20 protein-coding genes are annotated in these 25,037 nt (G+C 72.3%); 8 read left to right on the top strand and 12 right to left on the bottom strand.

Annotated elements, in window-relative coordinates; translation table 11 throughout:
• Window position 1 precedes the first annotated feature (1 nt).
• The 4 genes from NOO62_RS13500 to NOO62_RS13515 are packed head-to-tail and all read left to right on the top strand — an operon-like array spanning window position 2 to window position 4,999.
• A complete protein-coding gene (locus tag NOO62_RS13500) occupies window positions 2-961 on the top strand; it encodes an ABC transporter permease (protein ID WP_268771141.1) in 960 nt (319 codons plus the stop codon).
• Window positions 958-3,003 carry a dipeptide/oligopeptide/nickel ABC transporter permease/ATP-binding protein gene (locus NOO62_RS13505; protein ID WP_268771142.1) on the top strand — a complete coding sequence of 682 codons (2,046 nt, stop codon included), beginning with the start codon at window positions 958-960 and terminating at the stop codon, window positions 3,001-3,003. Before NOO62_RS13500 ends, NOO62_RS13505 begins: the two co-directional genes overlap by 4 nt.
• On the top strand, window positions 3,000-4,067 hold the full coding sequence (locus NOO62_RS13510; RefSeq protein ID WP_268771143.1) for an ABC transporter ATP-binding protein: 1,068 nt from the start codon (window positions 3,000-3,002) through the stop codon (window positions 4,065-4,067). The genes NOO62_RS13505 and NOO62_RS13510 overlap by 4 nt, the downstream gene beginning before the upstream one ends.
• The gene (locus NOO62_RS13515; RefSeq protein WP_268771144.1) at window positions 4,064-4,999 is read left to right on the top strand and encodes a dihydrodipicolinate synthase family protein; all 936 of its coding nucleotides are present in this window, start codon (window positions 4,064-4,066) and stop codon (window positions 4,997-4,999) included. Before NOO62_RS13510 ends, NOO62_RS13515 begins: the two co-directional genes overlap by 4 nt.
• A 45-nt stretch (window positions 5,000-5,044) precedes the next feature.
• On the opposite strand, the gene NOO62_RS13520 is transcribed toward NOO62_RS13515, so the two are convergent.
• From NOO62_RS13520 to leuA, 6 genes are all read right to left on the bottom strand, one after another.
• Complete coding sequence (locus NOO62_RS13520; RefSeq protein ID WP_414930988.1) at window positions 5,045-5,665, bottom strand: response regulator; 621 nt, start codon at window positions 5,663-5,665, stop codon at window positions 5,045-5,047.
• A 59-nt stretch (window positions 5,666-5,724) separates the two neighbouring features.
• Window positions 5,725-6,951, bottom strand: a complete 1,227-nt coding sequence (locus NOO62_RS13525) for a sensor histidine kinase (RefSeq protein ID WP_268771145.1) — start codon at window positions 6,949-6,951, stop codon at window positions 5,725-5,727.
• Between the two features lie 62 nt (window positions 6,952-7,013).
• Window positions 7,014-9,113, bottom strand: coding sequence for an MMPL family transporter (locus tag NOO62_RS13530; RefSeq protein WP_268771146.1), 2,100 nt, complete (start codon window positions 9,111-9,113; stop codon window positions 7,014-7,016).
• 119 nt (window positions 9,114-9,232) lie between these two features.
• Window positions 9,233-13,195 carry a tetratricopeptide repeat protein gene (locus NOO62_RS13535; protein ID WP_268771147.1) on the bottom strand — a complete coding sequence of 1,321 codons (3,963 nt, stop codon included), beginning with the start codon at window positions 13,193-13,195 and terminating at the stop codon, window positions 9,233-9,235.
• 19 nt (window positions 13,196-13,214) lie between these two features.
• Complete coding sequence (locus tag NOO62_RS13540) at window positions 13,215-13,946, bottom strand: TerB family tellurite resistance protein (protein ID WP_268771148.1); 732 nt, start codon at window positions 13,944-13,946, stop codon at window positions 13,215-13,217.
• Between the two features lie 171 nt (window positions 13,947-14,117).
• The gene (gene leuA, locus NOO62_RS13545) at window positions 14,118-15,839 is read right to left on the bottom strand and encodes a 2-isopropylmalate synthase (RefSeq protein ID WP_268771149.1); all 1,722 of its coding nucleotides are present in this window, start codon (window positions 15,837-15,839) and stop codon (window positions 14,118-14,120) included.
• A gap of 292 nt (window positions 15,840-16,131) precedes the next feature.
• Here leuA and NOO62_RS13550 point away from each other — a divergent pair, with 292 nt between their 5' ends.
• The 3 genes from NOO62_RS13550 to NOO62_RS13560 all read left to right on the top strand — a co-directional run bounded on the left by NOO62_RS13550 (window position 16,132) and on the right by NOO62_RS13560 (window position 19,003).
• Complete coding sequence (locus NOO62_RS13550; protein ID WP_268771150.1) at window positions 16,132-17,208, top strand: M4 family metallopeptidase; 1,077 nt, start codon at window positions 16,132-16,134, stop codon at window positions 17,206-17,208.
• 43 nt (window positions 17,209-17,251) lie between these two features.
• On the top strand, window positions 17,252-17,518 hold the full coding sequence (locus NOO62_RS13555; RefSeq protein ID WP_268771151.1) for a protealysin inhibitor emfourin: 267 nt from the start codon (window positions 17,252-17,254) through the stop codon (window positions 17,516-17,518).
• Window positions 17,519-17,641: 123 nt separating this feature from the next.
• Window positions 17,642-19,003 carry a GH1 family beta-glucosidase gene (locus tag NOO62_RS13560; RefSeq protein ID WP_268771152.1) on the top strand — a complete coding sequence of 454 codons (1,362 nt, stop codon included), beginning with the start codon at window positions 17,642-17,644 and terminating at the stop codon, window positions 19,001-19,003.
• 24 nt (window positions 19,004-19,027) lie between these two features.
• On the opposite strand, the gene era is transcribed toward NOO62_RS13560, so the two are convergent.
• The 3 genes from era to NOO62_RS13575 all read right to left on the bottom strand — a co-directional run bounded on the left by era (window position 19,028) and on the right by NOO62_RS13575 (window position 21,384).
• Window positions 19,028-19,990, bottom strand: coding sequence for a GTPase Era (gene era, locus NOO62_RS13565; RefSeq protein ID WP_398968750.1), 963 nt, complete (start codon window positions 19,988-19,990; stop codon window positions 19,028-19,030).
• Window positions 19,991-20,051: 61 nt separating this feature from the next.
• On the bottom strand, window positions 20,052-20,405 hold the full coding sequence (locus NOO62_RS13570; protein WP_268771154.1) for a cytidine deaminase: 354 nt from the start codon (window positions 20,403-20,405) through the stop codon (window positions 20,052-20,054).
• A gap of 73 nt (window positions 20,406-20,478) precedes the next feature.
• A complete protein-coding gene (locus tag NOO62_RS13575; protein ID WP_268771155.1) occupies window positions 20,479-21,384 on the bottom strand; it encodes a helix-turn-helix transcriptional regulator in 906 nt (301 codons plus the stop codon).
• 91 nt (window positions 21,385-21,475) lie between these two features.
• Here NOO62_RS13575 and NOO62_RS13580 point away from each other — a divergent pair, with 91 nt between their 5' ends.
• Window positions 21,476-22,906, top strand: coding sequence for an MFS transporter (locus tag NOO62_RS13580; protein WP_268771156.1), 1,431 nt, complete (start codon window positions 21,476-21,478; stop codon window positions 22,904-22,906).
• Window positions 22,907-23,142: 236 nt separating this feature from the next.
• Here the strand turns inward: NOO62_RS13580 and NOO62_RS13585 are convergent, their stop codons facing one another.
• The 3 genes from NOO62_RS13585 to NOO62_RS13595 form a co-directional block, all read right to left on the bottom strand.
• The gene (locus NOO62_RS13585; protein ID WP_268771157.1) at window positions 23,143-23,289 is read right to left on the bottom strand and encodes a hypothetical protein; all 147 of its coding nucleotides are present in this window, start codon (window positions 23,287-23,289) and stop codon (window positions 23,143-23,145) included.
• 63 nt (window positions 23,290-23,352) lie between these two features.
• Window positions 23,353-23,709: an MmcQ/YjbR family DNA-binding protein gene (locus NOO62_RS13590; protein ID WP_268771158.1), complete on the bottom strand. Its 357-nt coding sequence runs from the start codon at window positions 23,707-23,709 to the stop codon at window positions 23,353-23,355.
• Window positions 23,706-25,037, bottom strand: a complete 1,332-nt coding sequence (locus NOO62_RS13595; protein ID WP_268771159.1) for a hemolysin family protein — start codon at window positions 25,035-25,037, stop codon at window positions 23,706-23,708. Before NOO62_RS13595 ends, NOO62_RS13590 begins: the two co-directional genes overlap by 4 nt.

Genomic DNA, 25,037 nt, shown 5'->3' on the forward strand with positions numbered 1-25,037 from the left:
CGTGACAGCTGTCCTCAGAATCCTGGCACGCCGTGTCGCCCTGCTCGTGCCGCTGCTGCTCGGCATCGTGCTCTTCGTCTTCCTCGTGATGCGCTTCTCCGACGTCGACCCGGCGTCCGCGTTCTTCCAGGGCGCCAACCCCACCCCCGAGCAGCTGCATCAGTTCCGGGAGGAGAACGGGCTCCTCGACCCGCTGCCCGTCCGCTACCTCGCGTTCGTCGGCGACCTGCTCCAGGGCGACATGGGCATCAGCGTCCTCAACCGCTCCCCCGTCGTCGACCAGATCGCCACCGCGCTCCCGCTCACCATGCAGCTCACCTTCCTCGGTCTCGGCATCGCCGTCGTGCTCTCCCTCAGCCTCGGCGTCACCGCCGCGATCTACCGCGACCGGCTGCCCGACCAGCTGATCCGCGTCGTCTCCCTGACCGGCGTCGCCGCGCCCGGCTTCTGGCTGGCGCTGCTGATGATCCAGTACCTGGCCGTCGACCTCGGCTGGTTCCCGACCGGCGGCTACATCAACCCCGCCGACTCCTTCACCGGCTGGCTCAAGACCATGACGCTGCCCGCCCTCGCGCTCTCGCTGCCCGTGGCGGCGGGCCTCACCCGCATCATCCGCACCGCCGTGGTCGAGGAGCTCGACAAGGACTACGTCCGCACGGCCATCGGCAACGGTCTGCCCCCGGTGGTCGTCGTCGGCCGCAACGTCCTGCGCAACGCCCTCATCAACCCGCTCACCGTGCTCGGCCTGCGCGTCGGCTACCTGCTCGGCGGCGCGGTCGTCATCGAGACGATCTTCTCGCTGCCCGGCATGGGGAAGCTGATGATCGACGCCGTGAAGAACGGCGACCCGGCCGTCGTGCAGGGCGTCGTCATCACCACCGCCGTCGGCTTCGTGGTCGTGAACCTCGTCATCGACGTCCTCTACCTGCTGGTCAACCCACGTCTGAGGGGGACGAGTTGACGGACATCCAGCCACGGTCGCGTAAGGCGCTCGCCGAGCGGCTCTCCGTGCCCGGCATCCGGCTCCGCTCCCTGCGCAAGCTCCCCATCCTGTCCCGCATCGCGGTCGGCGTCGTCTCGCTCGTCGTCCTCGTGGCGCTCTTCGCGCCGCTGCTCGCCCCGCACGACCCGCTCGACCAGCAGCCGCAGGTCGGCGGCACCGGCGCGCCCTCCGCCGACCACTGGATGGGCCAGGACAGCCTGGGCCGCGACATCCTCAGCCGGCTGATGTACGGGGCACGCTGGTCGCTCGCCATCGGGCTCGGCGCGACGCTGCTCGCGCTCGTCGCGGGCGCCGTCATCGGCGCGGTCGCCGCGACCTCACGCAAGGCCGTCGACGAGACGCTGATGCGCTGCCTGGACGTCGTCATGGCGTTCCCCGGTATCGCGCTCGCCGCCGTGCTCGTCGCGGTGTTCGGCGGTGGCATCACCGTCCTGATCTGCGCCATCGCCTTCCTGTTCACCCCGCCGATCGCACGGGTCGTACGGGCCAACGTCCTCGACCAGTACGGGGAGGACTACGTCGTCGCCGAACGCATCGTCGGCGCCCGCACCCCGCACATCCTCATCCGGCACGTCGCCGTCAACTGCGCCGCGCCCATCCTCGTCTTCTGCACCGTGCAGGTCGCCGAGGCCATCGTCTTCGAGGCGTCGCTCTCCTTCATCGGCGCGGGCGTACGGCCGCCCGACCCGTCCTGGGGCAGCGTCATCGCGGACGGCAAGAACATGGTCCTGATCGGCGGCTGGTGGGCGACGGTCTTCCCCGGCCTCCTCATGCTGATCACCGTCCTCGCCCTGAACGTCCTCTCCGAAGGCGTGTCGGACGCGTGGGCCGCCCCCTCCACCCGCGACGTCACCGGCACGGACCGCGCCCAGGACCGCCTGGAGGCCCCCGAACCCGGCAGCGGCCGCGTCCTCGAACTGCCGGGCCTGACCCGTGCGGCCCACCGCCTCCGCTCCCGCGCCCGCCCCCTCCCCACGGGCACTCCGGTCCTCACCGTCACCGGCCTCACCATCTCCTTCCCGCAGCGGCACGCGGGCGTGGACATCGTCGACGGGATCAGCTTCGACGTACGGCCCGGGGAAGTCCTCGGCCTGGTCGGCGAGTCGGGCTGCGGCAAGTCGCTGACCGCGCTCACGGTGATGGGCCTGGAGCCGAAGGGCGCCCGGGTCGGCGGCCGCGTCACCTTCGACGGACAGGACCTGACCAGCCTGCCGACGCGCGCCCGCCGCAAGCTGCTCGGCCACGACATGGCGATGATCTACCAGGACGCCCTGTCCTCCCTGAACCCCGCGATGACGGTCCGCTCGCAGCTCAAGCAGGTCGTACGGCGAGGCGGCCGCCGCACGGCGTCCGAACTCCTCGAACTCGTCGGCCTGGACCCCGACCGCACCCTGCGCAGCTACCCGCACGAACTCTCCGGCGGCCAGCGCCAGCGTGTCCTGATCGCCATGGCCCTCTCCCGCGATCCGAAACTGATCGTCGCGGACGAGCCGACGACCGCGCTCGACGTCACCGTGCAGGCGCAGATCATCCAGCTCCTGCTGCGGCTGCGCGAGGAGCTGGGCTTCGCACTCATCCTCGTCTCGCACGACCTCGCACTCGTCGCCGACGTCACCGACCGGGTGGTGGTGATGTACGGCGGACAGATCGTCGAGACGGGCGTGACGGCGGACCTGGTGGAGTCCCCCGCACACCACTACACGCGGGGCCTGCTCGGTTCGGTGCTGTCCCTGGAGTCGGCGGCGCAACGCCTCACACAGATCAAGGGCGTGGTGCCGTCCCCGGCGGACTTCCCCCAGGGCTGCAGATTCGCGGACCGCTGCCCACTGGCGAGCGAGGTGTGCCGCGAGACGCCGCCGCGGCTGGCGGGTGCGCCAGCACACTCCACGGCATGCCACCACCCGGCGGAACCGGCAAGTGCCCCAGGGGCGCCCCCGGGGGGCTTTTCAGGGGCGCGGGGAACCGCGCGACCGGCCACAACAGACCGAGAGCCGAAATGACACCCTCCAAGCCTCCCATCGTGGCACTGGACAACGTCCACGTCGTGCACAAGGCCCGCTCGGGAGGCCTGCTCTCCCGCGACCACGTGTACGCCCTGACAGAAGCGACCGTGGCCCTCGCCCCCGGCGAGACCGTCGGCATCGTCGGCGAATCCGGCTGCGGCAAGTCGACCCTGGCCAAGGTCCTCGTCGGCGCCCAACGCCCCAGCGAGGGCACCGTGTCGTTCCGCGGCCGCGACCTGTGGACGATGCCGCCCGCCGAACGGCGGACGTCCATCGGGACCCGGGCCGGGATGATCTTCCAGGACCCGTCGACCGCCCTGAACCGCCGCCTCCCGGTGAGCCGGATCCTGCGGGACCCCCTCGACGTACACAGACGAGGCAGCCCGAGGGAACGGGACGAGCGCGTGCGGGAGTTGATGTCGCTGGTCGGCCTGCCGAAGAGCCTCGCCGACGGGCTGCCGGGACAGCTGTCCGGCGGGCAGCGCCAGCGCGTCGCCATCGCCCGCGCCCTCGCGCTCGAACCCGACCTGGTCGTCGCCGACGAGCCGACGAGCGCCCTCGACGTGTCCGTACGCGCCCAGATCCTCAACCTGCTCCTCGACCTGAAGGAGCGGCTGGGGCTCGCGCTCGTCTTCGTGTCCCACGACATCCAGACCGTCCGCAGGATGAGCGACCGCGTCGTCACGATGTACCTGGGCCGGATCGTGGAGGAGGCACCGGCCGGGGAGAGCCTGACCCGCGCCCGTCACCCGTACACGCGCGCCCTGTTCTCCGCCACGCCCGGGCTGCTCGACCCCATCGACCCGATCCCGCTCGTCGGCCCCGTGCCGTCGGCGACCCGGCCGCCGAGCGGCTGCCCGTTCCGCACCCGCTGCTGGAAGGCGGACGAGGCGTGCGCCACCGCCATGCCGGAGAACCGGTCGGCGGGCGAGGGACACCGGTTCCGCTGTTTCCATCCCGTGGCCGAGGGGGAATCGACCCACGACCTCGTCACCCAGGCCGCCGCCACGGCCACCGCCCCTGTCCCTCACAGCGGCGCCACCCCCAGGGAGCATCCATGACCATGCCCGCCCCGCTGACCGGTGTCGTCCCGCCCGTCTGCACCCCCCTGACACCGGACCGCGAGGTGGACGTCCCCTCCCTCACCCGGCTCGTCGACCACCTGGTCACGGGCGGCGTGGACGGTCTCTTCGTGCTCGGCTCGACCTCCGAGGTCGCGTACCTGACGGACCGGCAGCGCACCCTCGTCGTCGAGACGGTCGTCCGCCACGCCGGCGGACGGCTCCCGGTCCTCGCCGGAGCCATCGACATGACCACACCCCGGGTACTCGACCGTGCGCGGGCCGCCACCGAGGCGGGCGCGGACGCGGTCGTCGTCACCGCGCCCTTCTACACCCGCACCCACCCGGCCGAGATCGCCCGCCACTTCCGGCTGGTCGCCGAGGGGTGCGGGGTGCCCGTCGTCGCGTACGACATTCCCGTGGCCGTACACACGAAGCTGCCCACCGAGCTGGTCCTCGAACTGGCCGTGGACGGCGTGCTCGCGGGCCTGAAGGACTCCAGCGGCGACGAGGGCTCCTTCCGGCGCGTGGTCCTCGGCAAGCGGGCGGAGCCGGGGCTCGCGGGGTTCGGTGTCCTCACCGGGTCGGAGCTCACCGTCGACTCGGCGCTCGCGATGGGCGCGGACGGCGTCGTGCCGGGGCTCGGGAACGTCGACCCGGAGGGGTACGTACGGCTCCACCGCGCCTGCCGGGACGGTGACTGGGCACGGGCGCGGGCCGAACAGGAGCGGCTGTGCGGGCTGTTCGGGATGGTGACAGTGGGCGATCGGACGCGGATGGGTGGCAGCTCCGCGGCGCTCGGCGCGTTCAAGGCGGCGCTGCACCTGCGCGGGGTCATCGACTGCCCGGCCACGGCGGAGCCGCAGATCCCGCTGTCGGCGGCGGAGACCGAGCGGGTGGGCAAGCACTTGGCCACAGCCGGGCTGCTGTGAGGCACGCCGCGATCGCCCTGGGCCGACGGCCGTGAAGGACGCCCCTCAGGGCGAGACCACCGAACCCGGCGCGACCAGGCCCGACTCGTACGCGATGATGACGAGTTGGGCCCTGTCGCGTGCGCCCAGCTTGCCCATGATGCGGCTGACGTGCGTCTTCGCGGTCAGCGGGCTGAGGCCCAGCGTGTCGGCGATCTCCTGGTTGTTCAGACCGCGCGCGACGAGCCGCAGCACCTGCCGCTCCCGCTCCGAGAGCCCGTCGGGCCCGCCCGCGACCGGCACATCGGTGTCCGGCGCCCGCAGCACCCGGGCGATCAGCCGGGCCGTGGGGCCCGGCGACAGGAGGGAGTCACCCGCCGCCACCGTGCGGATGGCGTCCAGGAGTTCGGCGGGTCTGGTGTCCTTGACCAGGAAGCCGGACGCGCCCGCGCGGAGCGCGTCGACGACGTGCTCGTCCGTGTCGTACGTGGTCAGCATGAGGACCTTCACGCCCGCCAGGTCCTCGTCGGCGGCCAGCAGCCGGGTCGCCTCGATGCCGTCGAGGTCGGGCATGCGGATGTCCATGACGACGAGGTCGGCGCGTTCGGAGCGGGCAAGGTCGATCGCCGCGCGCCCCGTCCCCGCCTGCCCGACGACCTCCATGTCGGGCGCCGAGTCGACGAGCATCGCGAACGCGGCCCGCACCAGCGTCTGATCGTCGGCGAGCAGTACTCGGACCGGCACCGTCACGACAGACCTCCCAGGGAAACGGGTGCGAGCGGAAGCACCGCGGACACCAGGAAACCCCCTTCGGGCCGCGGGCCCGCGTCCAGGGTGCCACCGACCGTGCGGGCCCGCTCCCGCATGCCGAGAAGCCCGAACCCCGGCGCGTGCCCGTCCCCTTGGGAGCGCGCGCCCCTCCCGTCGTCCGCGACCCGCACGCACAGCGCCGCGTCCTCGGCGCGCACCGACACCCGCACGGTGCTGCCGGGCCCCGCGTGCCGTACGACATTGGTGAGCGCCTCCTGCACGATGCGGTAGGCCGCGGCGCCCACGGCGGCCGGTGCCCGGCACTCCGCCACCGCGAGCTCGACGCGGGCGCCCGAGGTGCGGGCCGCGTCGGCGAGGTCGGGCAGGCCGTCGAGGCCGGGCAGCGGCCCGCGCGCCTCGGCCGCGCCCGCCCCGTCCTCGTCGTCGTCGGAGCCGGACCGCAACACCTGGAGTGTGGCGCGGAGTTCGCCGCGAGCCGTACGGCAGGTCTCCGCGACGTCGTCGAGCGCCTTCGCGACCGCGGCACGGTCGAGCCGGTCCGGGTCGGCGGACAGGACGTGCGCGGCGACGGACGTCTGGACGCCGACGAGCGTGATGCTGTGCGCGAGCAGGTCGTGGAGGTCGCGGGCGACCCGCAGCCGTTCCTCCGCGACCCGGCGGCGCGCCTCCTCCTCGCGGGTGCGTTCGGCGCGCTCGGCCCGCTCCACCACGGAGGCGACGTACTGCCGGTGGATGCGCACGTACACGCCGAGCAGCAGGAACGCGACGATCCAGCCGGAGATCCGCAGGGACTCCGCGCCCTCGGCCATGCCTTCGCTGAACTTCACGCTCAGCATGATGCCCATGACGCCGATGCCGATGAGGAGCGTGTTGCGGGGCCGGGTGCGGGAGGCCACGGTGAACAGCGCGGCCATCGACACGGCCATGGGCGCGGTGTGGTTGTTGTCCAGGGAGTGGTAGGCCAGCAGGATCGCCATCAGGGTGACCATGACGCGCACCGGGGCGCGGCGCCGCCACACGACGACGACGTGCGCGACGAGCAGCAGCGCCCAGCCGAGCACGTCGGGCGTCCGCCCGTTGTCCCGCACCACCTGCACGACCACGACGGCGCTCACGGCCATCGCGAGGGCGAACACCGCGTCCGTGCGCAGCCGTTCGCCGGGGGCGGCCGGGCCGAGTACGCGCTCGACGAGAGATTCCACCGCACCATCTTCGGGCACGCGGGTGCCCCTCCGGGAGAGGAGGGGCACCCGGAACGACCGGCTCAAGGCGAGGGGACCCGGACGGGCTCGGCCTCGTGGGCCGGCGGCGGCGCGGCCGCGGCACGCCGGGACAGCGGTCCGGGCCACCACACCTTCCTGCCGAGTGCGACGCTCGCGCTCGTCACCAGGTACGTGCGGACCAGGAAGGTGTCGAGCAGGACGCCGACGGCGATCACGAAACCCAGCTCGACGAGTTGGACCAGCGGCATGTTGGTCAGCACCGCGAACGTGGCGGCGAGGACGAGTCCCGCGGAGGCGATGACGCCGCCGGTGGTGCGCAGCGCGGTGAGCGCGGCGGCGCCCGGTTCGGCGCCGTTCAGGCACTCCTCCCTCATCCGGTGCATCAGGAAGATCCCGTAGTCCACGCCGAGTGCGACGAGGAAGACGAAGGACAGCAGCCCGAGGCCCGGGTCGGTGCCCTCGAACCCGAAGAGCGGCTCGAGGACGAGGCCCGCGATGCCGAGCGAGGCGCCCCACACCGCGACGACCGCGGCGAGCAGCAGCAGCGGCGCGACGATGCTGCGCAGCAGGGCCACGAGAACGAGCAGGACGGCGCCGAGGACGAGCGGTACGACGATGTTCCGGTCGCGGACGTTGGTGTCCTGCAAGTCGAGTTGCTGGGCGCTCGGCCCGCCCACGTACGACCCGTCGAGCCCGTCCCGCAGCGCCTCGATGGTCGCGGTCTCGCCCGCGGACTCGGGCGCGGACGCCGCGGTGACGGTGATCTCGGTCCAGCCTTCGGCGGTACGTCCCCGCTCGGCGCCGCCGACGCCCTCCGTGTCGCGGATGCGCGCCAGGGATTCGCCGGCCCGCCCGTCCGGGGTCATCACGGTGATGGGCTGGGTGCCCTGCTCGGGGTAGGCGGTGGCGAGGGTCTGCACAGCGGAGACGGACTCGGGGGTCTTGGTGAAGGAGTCCTCCTGCTTGAGGGCGCCCGGCAGGTTGAACGCGCCGAGGGCGAGCGCGCCGAGCAGTACGGCTCCGCTCGCGAGCACGGTGAGCGGCCTGCGCCCCGCGGAGCCGCCCATCGCGGCGAAGAGGCCGCGCCGCTGCTTGGGGGTGCTGCCGAAGGCGGGCACGAGCGGCCAGAACACGCGCCGTCCGAGCAGGACGAGCACGGCGGGCAGCAGCGTCAGCATGGTCACGAGCGCGCACAGCACGCCGACGGTGCCGAGCGGGCCCATGCCGCGGCTGCTGTTGAGGTCGGCGGCGAGGAGGCAGAGCAGTCCGGCGGCGACGGTGCCGGAGGACGCGAGGACGGCGGGCCCGCAGCCGCGCAGGGCGGCGACCATGGCGTCGTAGGGCCGCTCGACCTTGCGCAGTTCCTCCCGGTAGCGGGAGACGAGGAGCAGCGCGTAGTCCGTGCCCGCGCCGAACACGAGGATGGTCATGATGCCCGAGCTCTGTCCGGTGACCGACGTCCCGAAGCCCTGGTTCAGGCCGTACGCGACGCCCATCGCCAGATAGTCGGCGACGCCCGCGACGGCGAGCGGCACGAGCCACAGGAAGGGACTGCGGTAGATGACGATGAGGAGCAGCGCGACGACGCCCGCGGTGGTGTAGAGCAGGGGTCCGCCGAGCGAGTTGTAGACCTCACTCGCGTCGGTGTCGAGGGCCCCCGCCCCGCCGACGTCGACGCTCAGCCCGCCCTCGCCGTGCGCGATGTCCCGCACGCCGTTGACCAGCGCGTCCCGCTTGTCCTCGTCCTGCCCCGGCTCGGTGCTCGCGACGGGGTACATGAGGGTGGTGCCGTCCTCGGAGGGCACGGCCTCGGGCTTGCCCACGAGTTCGTGGGCCTCGGCGACCTCGGCGACCTGGTCCGCGGCGGTCCTCCGGTCGGCGGCGGTGAGACCGCCGTCCCGGTGGTACACGAGCACGAGCTCGGTGGCCTCGCCGCCCGGCAGCTTCTCCTGCAACCGGGCGACTTCGGTGGAGGACGCGCTCGCCGGAAGGTAGTCGACGGCCCGGTCCTTCTGGACGTCGGCGAGCTTCGACGCGAACGGTGAGGCGACCGCGAGCACGACGATCCACAGCCCCAGAAACACCCAGGGCACGGCGCGCCGTCGCCGCGCCGGTGCGGCCTTGGTCCGTACGGCCTCCATGACGGGCCCCCTTCGGCAGAGTGACAGGTTCACGCTCCACCCTTCCGCCGGGCGGCGGCCTTTCCGTCGGGCTGGGGGGCGAGTTGGGGGCTACGGCGGAGGGATGCGGGTGGCCCGGATTACTCCCCGCGGAGTATGCGCAGGGCCTCCCGGAGGCGGTTCCAGCGCCCGGTGCCGAGGCAGAGGAGGACGTACCGCCGCCCGACGGTCCTGACCTGGAGGCTGCGGGGGCCGAAGATGCGGGTGGCGTCGTGGAGGAGGACGCCGTAGCGGTCCCCGGCGCGGCGGGGGTGGAGGGACCAGAGCAGGGCGTACGCGTGACTCGTGCGGGCCAGCCAGGTCCAGGCGTGGTCCGGGCCGTGCAGGCGCTCGTGGTCGGCGACGAGGGCGGCGAGCTCCGTCACAGCGGTGTGGCCGCGGCCGGTGCGGCGGGCCATCCGGCCGAGCTCCAGGCGGGCTTCGAGGGTCCACCGGTGCTCGGGGCCGTGGAGCCGCTCGTAGTCGGCGACGAGTTCCCGCATGACGGTCAGCGCCTCACGCCAACGGCCGGAGTGGCGCAGGGCACTGGTCGCCCACCAGTTCCGCTGGGCGAGCGTCCACGGGTGACCGGGGCCGAACTCCTCGGTGAGGTCGTCGAGCAGGCGCCGCTGGAGGGTGACGTTCTTCCACACCAGGCCTACGGAGACGTAGGCGGCTCCGAGGCTGCGGCGGGCGGCGACGGCCTCCCCGCTCAGGGGGCCCGAGTGGCGTTCGTACGCGGCGAGGACCCGTCTGCGGACGGTGAGTGCTCGGATGCGGCGCTGGCGTCTGCGGAGGAGGTACGCGGCCCTGCTGAGCGCGTTGACGGTGTAGGGGTGGTCGGGGCCGAGGATGCGCAGGTAGGACGCGTGCAACCCACGTGCGGCACGTCGCATCTCACGCCACTTCGCCATCCTGGCGAGGGCCGACGCGTACTCGCCCCTGACGGCGAGCGTCACGGGGTGGTCCACGCCGTACACCCGCAGACTCTCGGCGAGGGATTCCTTCAGGAGCTCCGCCTGCTCCGGGTAGCGCCACAGCGTTTCGTGGGCCCAGGCCAGGCTGCGGCGCGCCATGAGGGTTTCGCCGTGGTCGGAGCCGCGCAGCCGCATCATGTCGTCCAGTACCCGGCGGTGCAGCGCCAAGGCCTCCTCGTACCGTCCGCACTCCCCGTAGGAGACAGCGAGAGCGCCGCGCGACCGCACCGCCTCCACATCGTCCTCCCCGTACAGCCGGGTCAGCTCGGTGACGTTCTCCTCCCGCAGCGCGCAGCTCTCCGTCCAGCGGCCGAGGCCGCTCAGGGCGCGGGCGAGATGCGCGCGCACCCGCAGGGCCTGCGGATGGCCGGCGCCGAGGGCCCGCGTGGTGTCCACCAGCGCACGCCTCAGCAGCGTGACGGCCTCCGCGCCCCGCCCCTCGACGACGAGCACCGCGGCGAGGTCGAGACGGATGGCGAGAACGCGGCGGTGCGTGGGACCGAAGACGGCTTCCGCGTCGGCGAGCACCTCCCGCGCCATGGCGACCGCCTCCGCGGTGCGCCCCACCGAGGCGCAGCCGTCGATGTACTGGGCCCGCGCTTCGAGGGTGTCCGGATGGTCCGGCCCCAACAGGCGCGTGCAGTCGGCGAGTACGTCGCGGTGGACCTGGTAGGACTCGCTCTCGTGCAGTCCCTTGTCCAGGGCACGCGCCAGGTTCAGCCGCGCGGAGAGGACACCCCGGTGGTCCGGGCCGAGCAGCTCGGTCAGGTCTGCCACGATCCGCCGGTGCAGGTCGATGGCCTCCTCGTCGTGGTCCAACCGCAGCAGACAGAGCGCGACGGTGTCCCTGATGTCCGCGGTGTCCTCGGCGACGTCGCCGAAGACCCGGACGGCGTCGGCCGCGGCGCGCCGGGCCTCCGTCAGCGCCTCGTCGTACCGGCCCGCGGAGATGCAGTTCAGGGCGAGGGCGTGCCGGGCGTGGACGGTCTCGGGGGCGTCCTCCCCCTCCGCCTGCACGCGCTCCGCGAGGAACTGCCGGAGCAGCGACACGCCTTCCTCCGCCCGGCCCGCCGATCCGTAGGCGTCCGCGAGCGTCCGCCAGGGCCACAGTTCCCGGGCGCTGTCGGGGGCGGCTCCCGGCGAGGCGTCGGCGCGGACCCGTTCCGTGAGCTCGGAGCGCAGGCGTTCGGAGAGGGCGATGGCGTCGGCGAGGCGGCCCGCGGCGGCGTAGGAGCGCGCCAGATGGCCGCGGACGGAGAGGGTGACCGCGTGCTGGGGACCGAACAGCCGCTCGGCGTCGCGCACCACGGTCTCGTACAGGGACACCGCGGGTTCGAAACTGCCCGCCGCCCGGCAGGCGTCGGCCAGGTCCTCACGGGCCAGGCAGACCTCGCGCTCGTCGGGGTCCGCCGCGGCCTCCAGCAGTTCCAGACGCCTGCGGCGGACCGTGACGGCCTCTGTGACGCGGCCCGCCCGCGCGCAGACGTCCCCCAGGGTGTCCAGGGCGGACACGGTGACCGGCCCGGCGGCGTCCGGGGCCGCGTCGCACACGGCCACGATCTCCCTGGCCTCGCGCAGCGCCCGCGCCAGGTCGCCCACCTCGACGAGGTGCTCCGCGGCCACCCACCTCCGCAGGTCGATCAGCGGCTCCATGGCGCCCGCGCCGCGCGCCGCCACCTCCGGCCGCAGCGCGCTCCACAGTGCCTCGATCTGATCGGCGAGCTGTCGTCCCCGCTCACGCAGCCGCCACGCGTCCACCGACGGCACCAACCGGTCGTCGAGGTACTCCACGACCAGATGGGCCGCCCGGTCCAACGTCCCTTCCTGCCGCGCCCGCTCCCGCAGCACCCGCTGCACGAGCCGGTGCACGGCGACCGCGTCGCCGCCGACGCGCGTGATGAGCGACGCGTCGACGAGCGCGCCGAGGACGTCGTCAACCGCCCCGGGGTCCCGGCCCCCCACCGCCCCGGCGAGCAGCTCACGCGGCACCCCGTCGGGCGACAGCACGGACAGCGCGTCCAGCAGCACCCGGACGAGCCCGTCCCCGCGCCGCCCCTCCGCCCCCTCCACCGCCAGCAGAATCGCCTCCCCCACCCGATGCGGATACCGGTCCCCCGGCGCTCTGGCCAGCACCTCCCGTACGGGATAGGCCCGCAGCCGCTCCAGATACCCCCGGTATCCGACCCCCCTCCCCCGGATCACCTCCGCGGCCTGGGCGAGGGCCAGCGGCAGGCAGCCGAGCTCGGCGGCGAGTTCCGCCGCCCCGTCCGGCGACCCGCACTCCGACCGCTCGCGCAGGAAGTCCAGCGCCTCCTCCTCCGTGAACACGTCGACGTCGACCAGCGCGCCCGCGATGTTCCCGAAGGACCGCACCGTCGTCGTCACGACGACCTGCGCACGCCCCGCGACGGGGAGCCATGCGGCGACCTCGTCGGGGTCCGTCGCGTTGTCGACGACGATCAGGCAGGGCAGGTCGGGGTGGGCGCCGATCCAGCCGAGGGAGGCGCGGGCCGCGGCGGCCACGTCGTCGCCGGGGGCGCGCACGCCGAGCCGGTCGGCGAGTTCGGCGAGGCCCGAGGCGAGGCGGCCGCCGCTCTCCGCCGCGATCCACGCGACGACGGGCCAGCCCTCCACGATGCGGCGCCGCGCGTAGGCCGCGGCGAGCTGTGTCTTGCCGACCCCGCGCGCGCCGGTGACGGCGTGCACGACGGTGAGGCCGGGTTCGTCCGCCGCCTGCTGGAGGCCCGCGAGGAGGTCTTCGCGGGGCTGGAAGCCACGGGGGCGGACGGGTAGTTCACCCATGCGGACGAGCACATCGGTGGGGCTCGGCTCGGGGCCGGACTCGGGGTCGGGTCGCGGCGCCGCGATGTGCGCGCTGTCGACCACGGCCCGCCCCACCCACGCCGCCCCCGCCGTCCCCCCGATCGTCGCCACGACGGTCGCCGCCGCGACGCCGACGGCGATCCGGCCCTCCTCCGCGGCGGGCAGCAGCGGCACGCGCGTCGCGTAGAACAGGACGAACACCCCGGCGAACGCCAGGGTGTCCAGGAGGATCACGGTCGCCCAGCGGGCCCCGTCCTTGGGCACGGCGCGCGCCGGGATCGGCTCAGGACGGGGTCCGTGCCGTCGCGAGGAGCCGGGTCACGTCCTCCGAGCAGATCGTGAGGGCGCAGCCCGCCGTGCTGAGTACGTCGCGTTCGGCGGGGGTGTAGGGGCCGTCGGCGAGGGCGATGCGCGCGCCCTGGAGGAGCAGCGCGTCGCGGCCCGCGGGGGCGAGGTGCGGGGCCAGCGGGCCGAGCGCCTCGTGGAGTTCGATGGCGAGGCCGGGACCGCAGTCGGGCTCGGTGGCGCGCCCGGCGTCCATGGCGAGTGCGTCGACGAGGGCGACGAGCCGGTCCTCGGTGCAGTCCTCGTGCCCCGCGCCCTGCAACGCGCAGACGGCGGTTTCGAGGACCGGGCGCGAGCCCGTGCCGCCCGTGGAGAGGACCGCGAGGACGATCGTGTGGACGGCGTCGCGGAGCATCGCGGAGAGCCGGGTGGTGGTGGGGTGGTCCAGGACGTCCGGGTCGAACAGGTCCTGGCAGGCGGCGCACTGGATGACGGGGCCGCGGGTGCCGCGCGGCACGACGGGCACGCCGAGCAGGACGAAGCGGCGCCGGCCCGTGAGGCGCTGGTAGTTGCGGTCTCCGCCGCACGCCGGGCAGAAGAACTCGCCGTCGCCGACGGCGTCCCAGGCCGTGTTCATGCCGATCACGCTCCTGCACAGCGCTCGCCCGCGTGAGACCGGCTTGGCGGGGATGCGGGAATTCCGGCCGTTTCGTCCCCGATCTGGCAGCATCACGCACCTCCGTAACTCCCCGGCTGCATTGCCGCGTTGGCGTGATGTTAGCCACATCGATGATGTGGCGTCAGCACCTCGCACAGGAGAGCGGCCCCGACATGGCCGGGAGATGACGCGGCCCCGCCCGCCGGAAGGGCGGACGGGGCCGGGCGGAGCCGGTGCGGCGGACTAGCGCGCCGCGCGGTTGACGGCGGAGACGACGGCCTTCAGGGAGGCGCGCGTCGTGTTCGCGTCGATGCCGATGCCCCACAGCACCTTGTCGCCGATCGCGCACTCGATGTACGAGGCGGCCTGCGCGGACGCGCCCTCGCTCATCGTGTGCTCCTGGTAGTCCAGGAGGCGCACGTCGATGCCGATGCCCTGCAGCGCGTCGAAGAAGGCGGAGATCGGGCCGTTGCCCGTGCCGGTCAGGACGGTGTCCGCGCCGTCCAGCGTGGCGTCGACGGTGAGGCGGTCGACGCCGTCCGTGTCGGTCGTCGTCTGGCCGTTCTTGACCTGAATCCGCCCCCAGGGATTCGCGGGGTTCGGCAGGTACTCGTCCTGGAAGACGCTCCAGATCGCACCGGGCGTGACCTCGCCGCCCTCGGTGTCGGTCTTCGCCTGGATGATCCTGGAGAACTCGATCTGCATGCGGCGGGGCAGGTCCAGCTTGTGGTCGTTCTTCAGGACGTACGCGATGCCGCCCTTGCCGGACTGCGAGTTGACGCGGATCACGGCTTCGTAGGACCGGCCGACGTCCTTGGGGTCGATGGGCAGGTACGGCACGGCCCACTCGACGTCGTCGACGGTCTTGCCCGCGGCGGCGGCCCGGGACTCCAGCGCGTCGAAGCCCTTCTTGATGGCGTCCTGGTGGGAGCCGGAGAAGGCGGTGTAGACCAGGTCGCCCGCGTACGGGTGGCGGGGGTGGACCTCCATCTGCGTGCAGTACTCGTACACGCGGCGGACCTCGTCGATGTCGGACAGGTCGATCTGCGGGTCGACGCCCTGCGAGAAGAGGTTCATGCCCAGCGTCACCAGGTCGACGTTGCCGGTGCGCTCGCCCTGGCCGAACAGGCATCCCTCGACGCGGTCGCCGCCGGCCATGACGGCCAGCTCGGCGGCGGCGACGGCGGTGCCGCGGTCGTTGTGCGGGTGGATGGAGAGGCACACGTGCTCGCGCCGCGACAGGTTGCGGGACATCCACTCGAAGCGGTCCGCGTGGGTGGAGGGCGTGGAGCGCTCGACCGTGGCGGGCAGGTTGAGGATGATCTCGCGGTCGGCGTCGGGCTGCCAGACGTCCATGACGCCCTCGCAGACCTCCAGGGCGAAGTCCAGCTCGGTGTCGGTGAAGATCTCGGGGCTGTACTGGTAGCCGAAGGTCGTACGGTCGTCGAGCAGCTTGTCGGCGTACTCCATGACCAGGCGCGTGCCGTCGACGGCGATCTGCTTCACGGCGTCCCGCGAGCCGCGGAAGACCACATCGCGCCACACGGGAGCGGTCGCGTTGTAGAGGTGGACGGTCGCGCGCCGGGCGCCCTTCAGGGACTCCACCGTGCGCTCGATGAGCTCTTCGCGCGCCTGCGTCAGGACGGAGATGGTCACGTCCTCGGGGATCGCGTTCTCGTCCTCGATGATCGACCGTACGAAATCGAAGTCCGTCTGGCCCGACGAGGGGAAGCCGACCTCGATCTCCTTGTAGCCCATGCGGACCAGCAGGTCGAACATGGCGCGCTTGCGGGCCGGGGACATCGGGTCGATCAGCGCCTGATTGCCGTCGCGCAGGTCGGTGGAGAGCCAGCGGGGAGCGACCGTGATCCGGTTGTCCGGCCAGGTGCGGTCGGGGATGTCGACCTGCTCGTACTGCCCGTACTTGTGGATCGGCATGGAAGTGGGGCGCTGGAAGTTCGGCATGTGCGGGGCTCCTCGGAAGTGTCCTGAAGGACGGCCGACGGTCTTAGCGCAACGCCGAACTCCGCGGGGAGGGGGTCGGCCTCGTCTACAGGCCCTCGCCGCGGCAGCTAAGGAGAAGCAGCCCGAATCGCATGATGTGCCGCAGCCTAGCCGAGCCGCGCTCGATCGCGCGGGCCCGTATCAGTATGCGGGACCGTGGCCGGATAAACCCCTAGTGCCGATCAATCCCTCTATTTCAGCAATCATGGTTGCAGGTAGTGACAGCGGCATGACCCAGTGCCACATTGCCGCCATGACCGTCAACCCACGAGCCTTCGAGCCCGTCTTCTGCACCATCGTGCCGCCCCACGTCCTGGACACGCTCGCCCAGAGCCAGGACCCCGCGCTCGCCTCGCCCGCCCGCCGCACCCTGGAGCGGGACTCCATCGAGCGCACGCACCGCCGCCTGACGACCGTCATCGGCGCGCCCTCCGTCTCCGCCCCCAAGGAAGCAGCGGCGGGCAAGCCGCACCGCACGATCTACGACGCCAAGCACCGCACCGAGCTCCCGGGCCGCAAGGTGCGCGGCGAGGGCGACAAGCCCGGCAAGGACGCCACCGTCAACCGTGCGTACGCGGGTCTGGGTGCGACCTTCGAGCTGTTCCAGAAGTCGTACGAGCGCAACTCCATCGACGGCAGCGGCCTGCCGCTGACCGCGACGGTCCACTACGGCGAGGAGTACGGGAACGCCTTCTGGAACGGCGAACAGATGGTGTTCGGCGACGGCGACAACGAGATCTTCCTCGACTTCACCATCCCCGTGGACGTCATCGGCCACGAGCTCACCCACGGCGTGGTCCAGTACACGGCGAACCTCACGTACTTCGGCCAGCCGGGCGCCCTGAACGAGTCGATGGCGGACGTCTTCGGCTCGATGATCAAGCAGTACACGCTGGGCCAGACCGCCACCGAGGCCGACTGGCTGATCGGCGCGGGCCTGCTCGCCCCGCGCGTCACCGGCAAGGCGCTGCGCTCCATGAAGGAGCCCGGCACGGCGTACGACGACGACGTGCTCGGCAAGGACCCGCAGCCCGCCGACATGGACCACTACGTGCGCACGGGCCGCGACAACGGCGGCGTGCACATCAACTCCGGCATCCCCAACCGCGCGTTCTTCCTGGTCGCCGACGCCCTCGGCGGTCACTCGTGGGAGCGGGCGGGACAGATCTGGTACGCGGTCCTGACCGGCGGCGAGCTGGCGCAGGACGCCTCCTTCACCGACTTCGCGAAGCTGACGGTGGCCGCCGCGCGCACGAAGTACGGCGACGGGGACGAGCTCAAGGCCGTCATCGACGCGTGGTCCACGGTCAAGGTCCCCGCGACCGACTGACGACGTCCTACCGGCCGCCCGCCCGGTGGAGTAGACAGGACCCATGCGTATCCAGGTGAAGCGGACCGGAGGATTCGCGGGCATCGACCGGCACGCCGAGGTGGACACCTCGGAGCTGGCCGATGCCCCGGAATGGCACGCCCTGGCCGAACAGGCCGTGGCCGAGGGACGGAGCGCCCCGCCCATAGGGGTGCCGGACGGCTTCAACTACCAGCTGACGGTCGACGGGCAGACGGTGTACTGCTCGGACCCGCGACTGACGGAGCCGCAGCGGAAGCTGATCTCACGAGTGCTGAAGGAGGGCTCGTAGAACGGTTCGGAGGACGGCTCGGGGGACGGTTCGGGGGACGGCTCAACCAGAAACTGAGGGTTGTTCACCTTTTCCGTGCGCGGCCATTGACTTCCGTACTCGCCGGTACGGAAGATCCAGCCCATGGCAGCGAGCGCGGCACCGGCGAGACCACCGTTCCCTGAGTTCCCCCGCGACTTCCTGTGGGGCGTCTCCACATCGGCCCACCAGATCGAGGGCGCCGCCGACGAGCGCGGCGCCTCCGTCTGGGACGCGTTCACGGCCGTGCCGGGCAACGTGAAGGACGGCTCGACGGCAGCGGTGGCCTGCGACCACTACCACCGCTACCGCGAGGACGTGGCGCTCGTCCGCGACCTCGGCGTCGACGCCTACCGCTTCTCGGTCTCGTGGCCGCGCGTGCTGCCCACCGGGGCGGGCGCGGTGAACCCGGAGGGCCTCGACTTCTACGACCGCCTCGTCGACGAGCTGTGCGCGGCCGGCGTACGCCCCGTCCCCACCCTCTTCCACTGGGACACCCCGCTCGTCGTCCAGCAGGCGGGCGGCTGGCTGAACCGGCGCACCGCCGAACGCTTCGCCGAGTACGCGGCGGTCGTCGCGGCCCGCATCGGCGACCGCGTCACCAAGTGGATCACCCTCAACGAACCGGCGGAGCACACCCTGCTCGGCCACGCCCTCGGCGGGCACGCCCCCGGCGAACGGCTCCTGTTCGACGCGCTGCCCGCCGCCCACCACCAGCTCCTCGCGCACGGCCTCGCCGTACGGGCGCTGCGCGCGGCCGGCGCCCGCGACATCGGCATCGCCAACTCGCACGGCCCGACCTGGCCCGCCTCCGACGCCGAGAACGACACGGCCGCCGCGGACTTCTACGACCTGCTCCTCAACCGCCTCTTCGCGGACCCGCTGCTCCTCGGCGCCTACCCGGAGGGCATCGGCGAGCTGATGCCCTCGCAGGACCTCGCGGCGGACCTGAAGGTGATCTCCGAGCCGCTCGACTGGTACGGGATCAACTTCTACCAGCCGACGAAGGTGGGAGCGCCGCTCCCCGAGGGCACGGCGGCGGAGTTCGCGGGCATCACGCTCCCACCCGAACTCCCCTTCTCACCGCGGCGGATCGACGGCTTTCCCGTCACGGACTTCGGCTGGCCGGTCGTCCCCGACGCCCTCCCCGAACTCCTCACCGCCTTCCGCGACCGGTACGGCGACCGGCTCCCGCCCCTCGTCATCACCGAGAACGGCTGCTCGTACGACGGACTCGACGACCAGGACCGCATCGCCTACCTCGACGGCCACCTGCGGGCGCTGCACCGGGCGCTGGAGGCGGGGGCGGACGTGCGGGGCTACTTCATCTGGTCGCTGATCGACAACTTCGAGTGGGCGGAGGGGTACCGGCAGCGGTTCGGTCTCGTCCACGTCGACCACGCCACGCAGGTGCGCACTCCGAAGGCCTCGTACCACTGGCTGCGCGAGGCCCTGCGGGCGCGGTGATCGACCGAGCCCCGTGAATCCCGCTCAGAACCCGAGCTTGCGCAGCTGGCGCGGGTCCCGCTGCCAGTCCTTCGCGACCTTGACGTGCAGGTCCAGGAAGACCGGCGTGCCGAGGAGCGCCTCGATCTGCTTGCGGGACTTGATGCCGACGTCCTTGAGCCGCTTGCCCTTCGGGCCGATGATGATGCCCTTCTGGCTGGGCCGCTCGATGTAGACGAACGCGTGGATGTCGAGCAGCGGCTTGTCGGCGGGACGGTCCTCGCGGGGCAGCATCTCCTCGACCACGACCGCGATGGAGTGCGGCAGCTCGTCCCGCACGCCTTCCAGCGCCGCCTCGCGGATCAGCTCCGCGACCATGACCTGCTCGGGCTCGTCCGTGAGGTCGCCCTCGGGGTAGAGCGCGGGGCCCTCGGGCAGCAGCGGCACGATGAGGTCGGCGAGCAGGCCGACCTGCTGGTCGCCGACCGCCGACACCGGCACGATCTCGGCCCACTCGAAGCCGAGCTCCGTGCCGAGCTGGTCGATGGCGATGAGCTGCTCGGCGAGCGTCTTGCTGTCGACCAGGTCCGTCTTGGTGACGATCGCGATCTTCGGCGTCTTCTTGATGGAGGCGAGCTCCTTGGCGATGAACCGGTCGCCGGGGCCGAGCTTCTCGTTCGCGGGCAGGCAGAAGCCGATCACGTCGACCTCGGCCCACGTCGTGCGCACGACGTCGTTGAGCCGCTCGCCGAGCAGCGTGCGCGGCTTGTGGAGCCCGGGGGTGTCGACCAGGATCATCTGGGCGTCGGGCCGGTGCACGATGCCGCGCACCGTGTGCCGCGTGGTCTGCGGCTGGTCGGCGGTGATCGCCACCTTCTTGCCGACCAGAGCGTTCGTGAGGGTGGACTTGCCCGCGTTGGGGCGGCCGACGAAGCAGGCGAAGCCGGCGCGGTGGACGGCCTCGGACGGCTCGGCTGAAGACGGGGTACGAACGCTCATGGCGCCCATTGTCCCTGATCCCCGGAGCCCCGCCGCACCGCCCGGCCCGAAGAGGGGTGGGGCGAGGGGCTCAGCCCGCCTCGACCCGCGCCCGGACCTCGCCGTCCGCCCCCGCCAGGAACACCGGCGTCCCGGCCCCGCCCAGGTCCCGTACTGCGGCGAGATCCTCGTCGGCGACCGCGTCCGACCCGGAGACGACCGCGGCCGCCTCCAGCGATTCCGCCCCGGACGCCACGGCCATGGCGACCGCCGTCCTCAGCGCGGACAGCTTGAGGGAGTCGAGAGCGACCGTTCCCGCCACATACGTACGTCCCGTCTCGTCCCGCACCGCCGCCCCCTCGGGCACTCCGTTGCGGGCCCGGGCGGAACGGGCCAGGGTGACGATCTTGCGGTCCTCGGGGTCAAGCGCGGCGCTCTCAGTCATGCCCGCAGCATACGGAGCACACCCCCCGGGACCGTCACCGGATGGACCGGCTACCCCACAACCGGATCGATCCCTACCCGGCGACCGGATAGATGGACCCGCGCCGCCCCTCGGGCGAGGCCAGCCACGCCAGCTTGCCCGCCGTGTCCACCTCGGCGTCCGGCATCGGCGTGTGCAGCACGATCGTGAGGTCGGGCCTGGCCGGCACCTTCAGTTGCGTCGACTCGAGGAACAGCGTTCCCACCACCGGGTGCTCGATCTCCTTGGCGACCTGCCCGCCGGGCAGGATGTCCCGCCGCTCCCACAGCTCCACGAACTCGGAGCTCACCGACTTCGCCCCGGCGATCACCGCGGCGAACCCGTCGTCGTCGGGATGCTCCGAGCACGCCGCCCGGTACATCGCCACGACCTGCGGCGCGTTCCGCTGCCAGCTCCGCGCGCGGGCCCGGTAGATGGGGTCGGTGAAGAAGGTGAGCAGACAGTTCTCGGACGTCTCCGAGCGCATCCCGAGCACGGACGCGGCCGCGTCGTTGTACATGACGCAGTTCCAGTACGCGTCCATGATGTGCGCGGGCTGCGGCATCCACGTGTCGATGAGCCGGTGCAGCCCCTCGCACATCTCCTGGTCGTCCCTGGCGACCTCGGGCCGCGGCGGGTTGAGCCCGGACAGTACGTACAGATGGCGCCGCTCGGCGCCGCTCAGCTTGAGGACGCGCGCCACGGAGTCGAGGACCTGCGGCGACACGGAGATGTCACGGCCCTGCTCCAGCCACTGGTACCAGGACGCCCCGACCCCGGCGAGCACGGCGACCTCTTCACGGCGCAGACCCGGCGTGCGGCGGCGGGCCCCGCCGTCCGGAAGCCCGGCCTCCGCGGGGCTGACCCGCGCGCGCCTGCTCATCAGGAACTCCCGGAGCTCCCCGAGCCGCCGCGCCTTCGAGGCGTCCGCGTCCGACGTGACCGGCACTGCTGCTGCCATATGGCGCTCCCCCAAGCCCTGACTGGTGTTCCGACCACCAGCATAAGTTCCCGCTCCCCACGTCTATTCCGGCCGGAGCAAGCTCTTGACCATGGCGATAGACACCCCCACTGCCCCGTCCCCCCAGGCCGCACCACCGGCGCCGCAGCCGCGCGGCCCGAAGCTCTCCACCCGCGACAAGCTCGTCCTCTTCGTGCTCTGCGCCGCGCAGTTCATGGTCGCGCTCGACTTCTCCGTACTGAACGTCGCACTGCCCGTGCTCGGCCCCGACCTCGGCATGAGCCACTCCGCGCTGCAGTGGGCGGTGACCGCCTTCGCGCTGCCGTCCGGCGGCTTCCTGCTCCTGTTCGGCAGGACCGGCGACCTCTTCGGACGCCGCAAGCTGTTCCTCGCCGGACTCGCGCTCTTCGGCCTGGCCTCGCTGCTCGCCACGTTCGCGTGGAACCCGACGTCGTTCCTCGCCGGACGCGCGCTCCAGGGCGTGGGCGCGGCGGCCATCGTGCCGACCGGCATGTCCCTCCTGACGACCACGTTCCCCGAGGGCCCCCAGCGCGACCGGGCGCTCGGCATCTCCGGCACGCTGCTCTCGCTCGGCTTCACGGTCGGCATGGTGCTGGGCGGCGTACTGACCGACACTCTCGGCTGGCGTTCCACGATGGGCCTGCTGACCCTCTTCGCCCTGATCGTGCTGCCGCTCGCGCCGGGCCTGCTGCCCGAGTCCCGTACCCCGGACCGCCCGCGCCTTGACATCCCCGGCGCCGTGACGGTCACCGGCGGCCTGCTCTCCCTGATCTACGCACTCTCCACGGCGGCCCAGCGCGGCTTCGGCGGCACGGACGTCATCGCCACACTCGTGGCGGGCGTGCTCCTGCTGGCCCTCTTCGGCTACGTCGAGTCGCGCGCCGCGTCTCCGCTCGTCTCCCTGCCGATGCTGCGCCGCCGCACGGTGGCGTGGGGCAACCTCGGCGGTCTGGTCACGTTCTCGATGATGACGACGGTCGTCTTCGTGCTGACCCTCTACTTCCAGGAGGTCCTGCGCCTCTCGGCCTTCGAGACCGGCCTGGTCTTCGGCGTGCAGGGCGTCCTGTCGGTGGTCGCGGGCGTGTACGCGTCGAGGATCATCGGCCGCTTCGGCGCCCGCCGCACGCTGGTCGGTTCGCTGGTCGGGCAGGGCGTGCTGGGGGCCGCGCTGCTCGGCATCGGCGAGGGCGGCTATTCGGTGTGGCTGGCCACTGCCGCGGTGTCGGTGGCGAGCATGTTCCACCTGGGCGCGATCGTGTCGTACGGCGTGACGGTCACGTCGGGCGTCCCCGACGAGGAGCAGGGCCTGGCGACGGGCCTCGTCACCTCCACCCAGCAAGTGGGCCTCACCATCGGCATCCCGGTCCTCGGCGTCCTCGCGACGACGGGCTCGGACCTCCTTTCGGGCACGCGGACGGTGCTCGCGATCGACGCGGCGGTGGTGCTCGTGACAGCGGCCGCGGTGGCGGTGGGCCTCGGCGGACGACGCAAGCGCGCGTGAGCCCCGCGGGGCGGCGCGGTACGGCCCGGCCCCGTCAGGGCCGGGCCGCCGTCACGTCACGCGTGGGGACACGGGACACCGAGGCGAGGAAGACGTCCCTCTTCCAGGATAACGGCGCGCCACACAGATCTGAACGACCGCATTCCCGCCAAGGTCCCTTGTTGCGGCGGAGTTTGAAGAAGCGTCAGGCTGCTTCGGCGGGCGCCAGGAGCCTCTCCGGATAACGTCCGCTCTCCTCAGGCGCGTTGGTGCTGTACGAATCGCCGCGCGGGTTCTCCAGGGATGCAGAACACCTCGCGGTCGCCCGACGTCAGCATGTCCTGGCGGGAGAGCCGCACCTCGATGGCCCGCTCGAGTTGCAGGCCGGCTGCGGCGGACGTCATCGCACTGTTGGGACACTTCGCCGGGTGCGCTGCCGCACCGCGTGCCCCCACCGCGTGCGCCCCTCAGGGACGGTCGAGCCGCAGCCGCTCCGCCCGGGGCAGTTTCGCCACCACCAAGTCGTACGAGTCCTCGATGAGCTCCCGGACCTGCCGGTCGGGCAGGCCGCCGTCGACGGTCACCGTGTTCCAGTGGCGTTTGTTCATGTACCAGCCCGGCACGATCTCCGGGTGCGCCGCCCGCAGCCGGTCGGCGATGTCCGGCTCGCACTTCAGATTGACGGTGAGCGGACGCCCGTCGAGGGCCGTGAGCGCGAACATCTTCCCCGCCACCTTGAAGACCGACGCCTCCGGACCGAAGGGGAACTCCTCCACCGCGTCATTGAAGGAGAGGCAGAACGCGCGCAGGTCCTCGGGCGTCACCCTGTCTCCCCCGGCTTCTCCTGCTCCGCACCCGGCTCGGGGTGGGCGCCGGAGTCGTCCGTCACGGGCTCCACGAGCACCGTCATGATGCGGTTGCGGCGGCCCGCCGCGGACTCCGCGGTGAGCTTCAGCTCGCGCGCGTCCGGCAGCGGCACGGTCGCGGAGGCGCCCGCGATCGGGACGCGGCCCAGCTGCTTGGCGAGGAGGCCGCCGACGGTCTCCACGTCCTCGTCGTCGAACTCGTCGAACCCGAAGAGCTCCCCGAGGTCGCCGATGTCGAGGCGGGCCGTCACGCGGTAGCAGCCGTCGGCCAGCTCCTCGACGGGCGGCAGCTCACGGTCGTACTCGTCGGTGATCTCGCCGACGATCTCCTCGAGGATGTCCTCGATGGTGACGATGCCCGCCGTGCCGCCGTACTCGTCGATGACGACGGCCACGTGGTTGCGCTCCTGCTGCATCTCGCGCAGCAGGTCGCCCGCGTTCTTCGTGTCCGGGACGAAGGTGGCCGGGCGCATCGCCGTCGACACCAGCTCGGACTCGCTGTCGCGGTTGATGTGCGTCTTGCGGGCCAGGTCCTTCAGGTAGACCATGCCGACGATGTCGTCCTCGCTCTCACCCGTCACCGGTATGCGCGAGAAGCCGGAGCGCAGGGCGAGGGTGAGGGCCTGGCGGATCGTCTTGAACCGCTCGATGGCGACCAGGTCCGTGCGCGGGACCATGACCTCCCGTACGAGCGTGTCGCCCAGCTCGAAGACGGAGTGGACCATGCGCCGCTCCTCGTCCTCGATCAGCGACTCCTTCTCGGCGAGGTCGACCATCGCGCGCAGCTCGGCCTCGGAGGCGAACGGGCCGCGCCGGAAGCCCTTGCCGGGCGTGAGCGCGTTGCCGATGAGGATCAGGAGCGGCGGGATCGGGCCCATGATCCTGGCGAGCGGCAGCAGGACGTAGGACGCGGCGGTCGCCGTGTTCAGCGGGTGCTGGCGGCCGATCGTACGGGGGGACACTCCCACGGCGACATAGCTGACCAGGACCATCACGCCGATGGCGACCGCGAGGGCGTGCCAGGTCTCGGCGAACTCCTGGAGGCAGGCGTACGTCACCAGGGCCGACGCGGCCATCTCGCACGCCACCCGCACGAGCAGCGCCACGTTGAGGTAACGCGTCGGGTCGGCGGCGACCTGCGCGAGCTTCGCGCTGCCGCGCCGCCCGGAGCGGACCGCCTCGTCGGCGCGGAAGCTGGAGACGCGGGCGATGCCCGCCTCGGCGCACGCCGCGAGCCAGGCCACGACGACCAGGGCGACCGCGCCGGCGATCAGCTGAGGATTCAT

This window comes from Streptomyces sp. Je 1-369 (assembly GCF_026810505.1).
Lineage (GTDB): Bacteria > Actinomycetota > Actinomycetes > Streptomycetales > Streptomycetaceae > Streptomyces.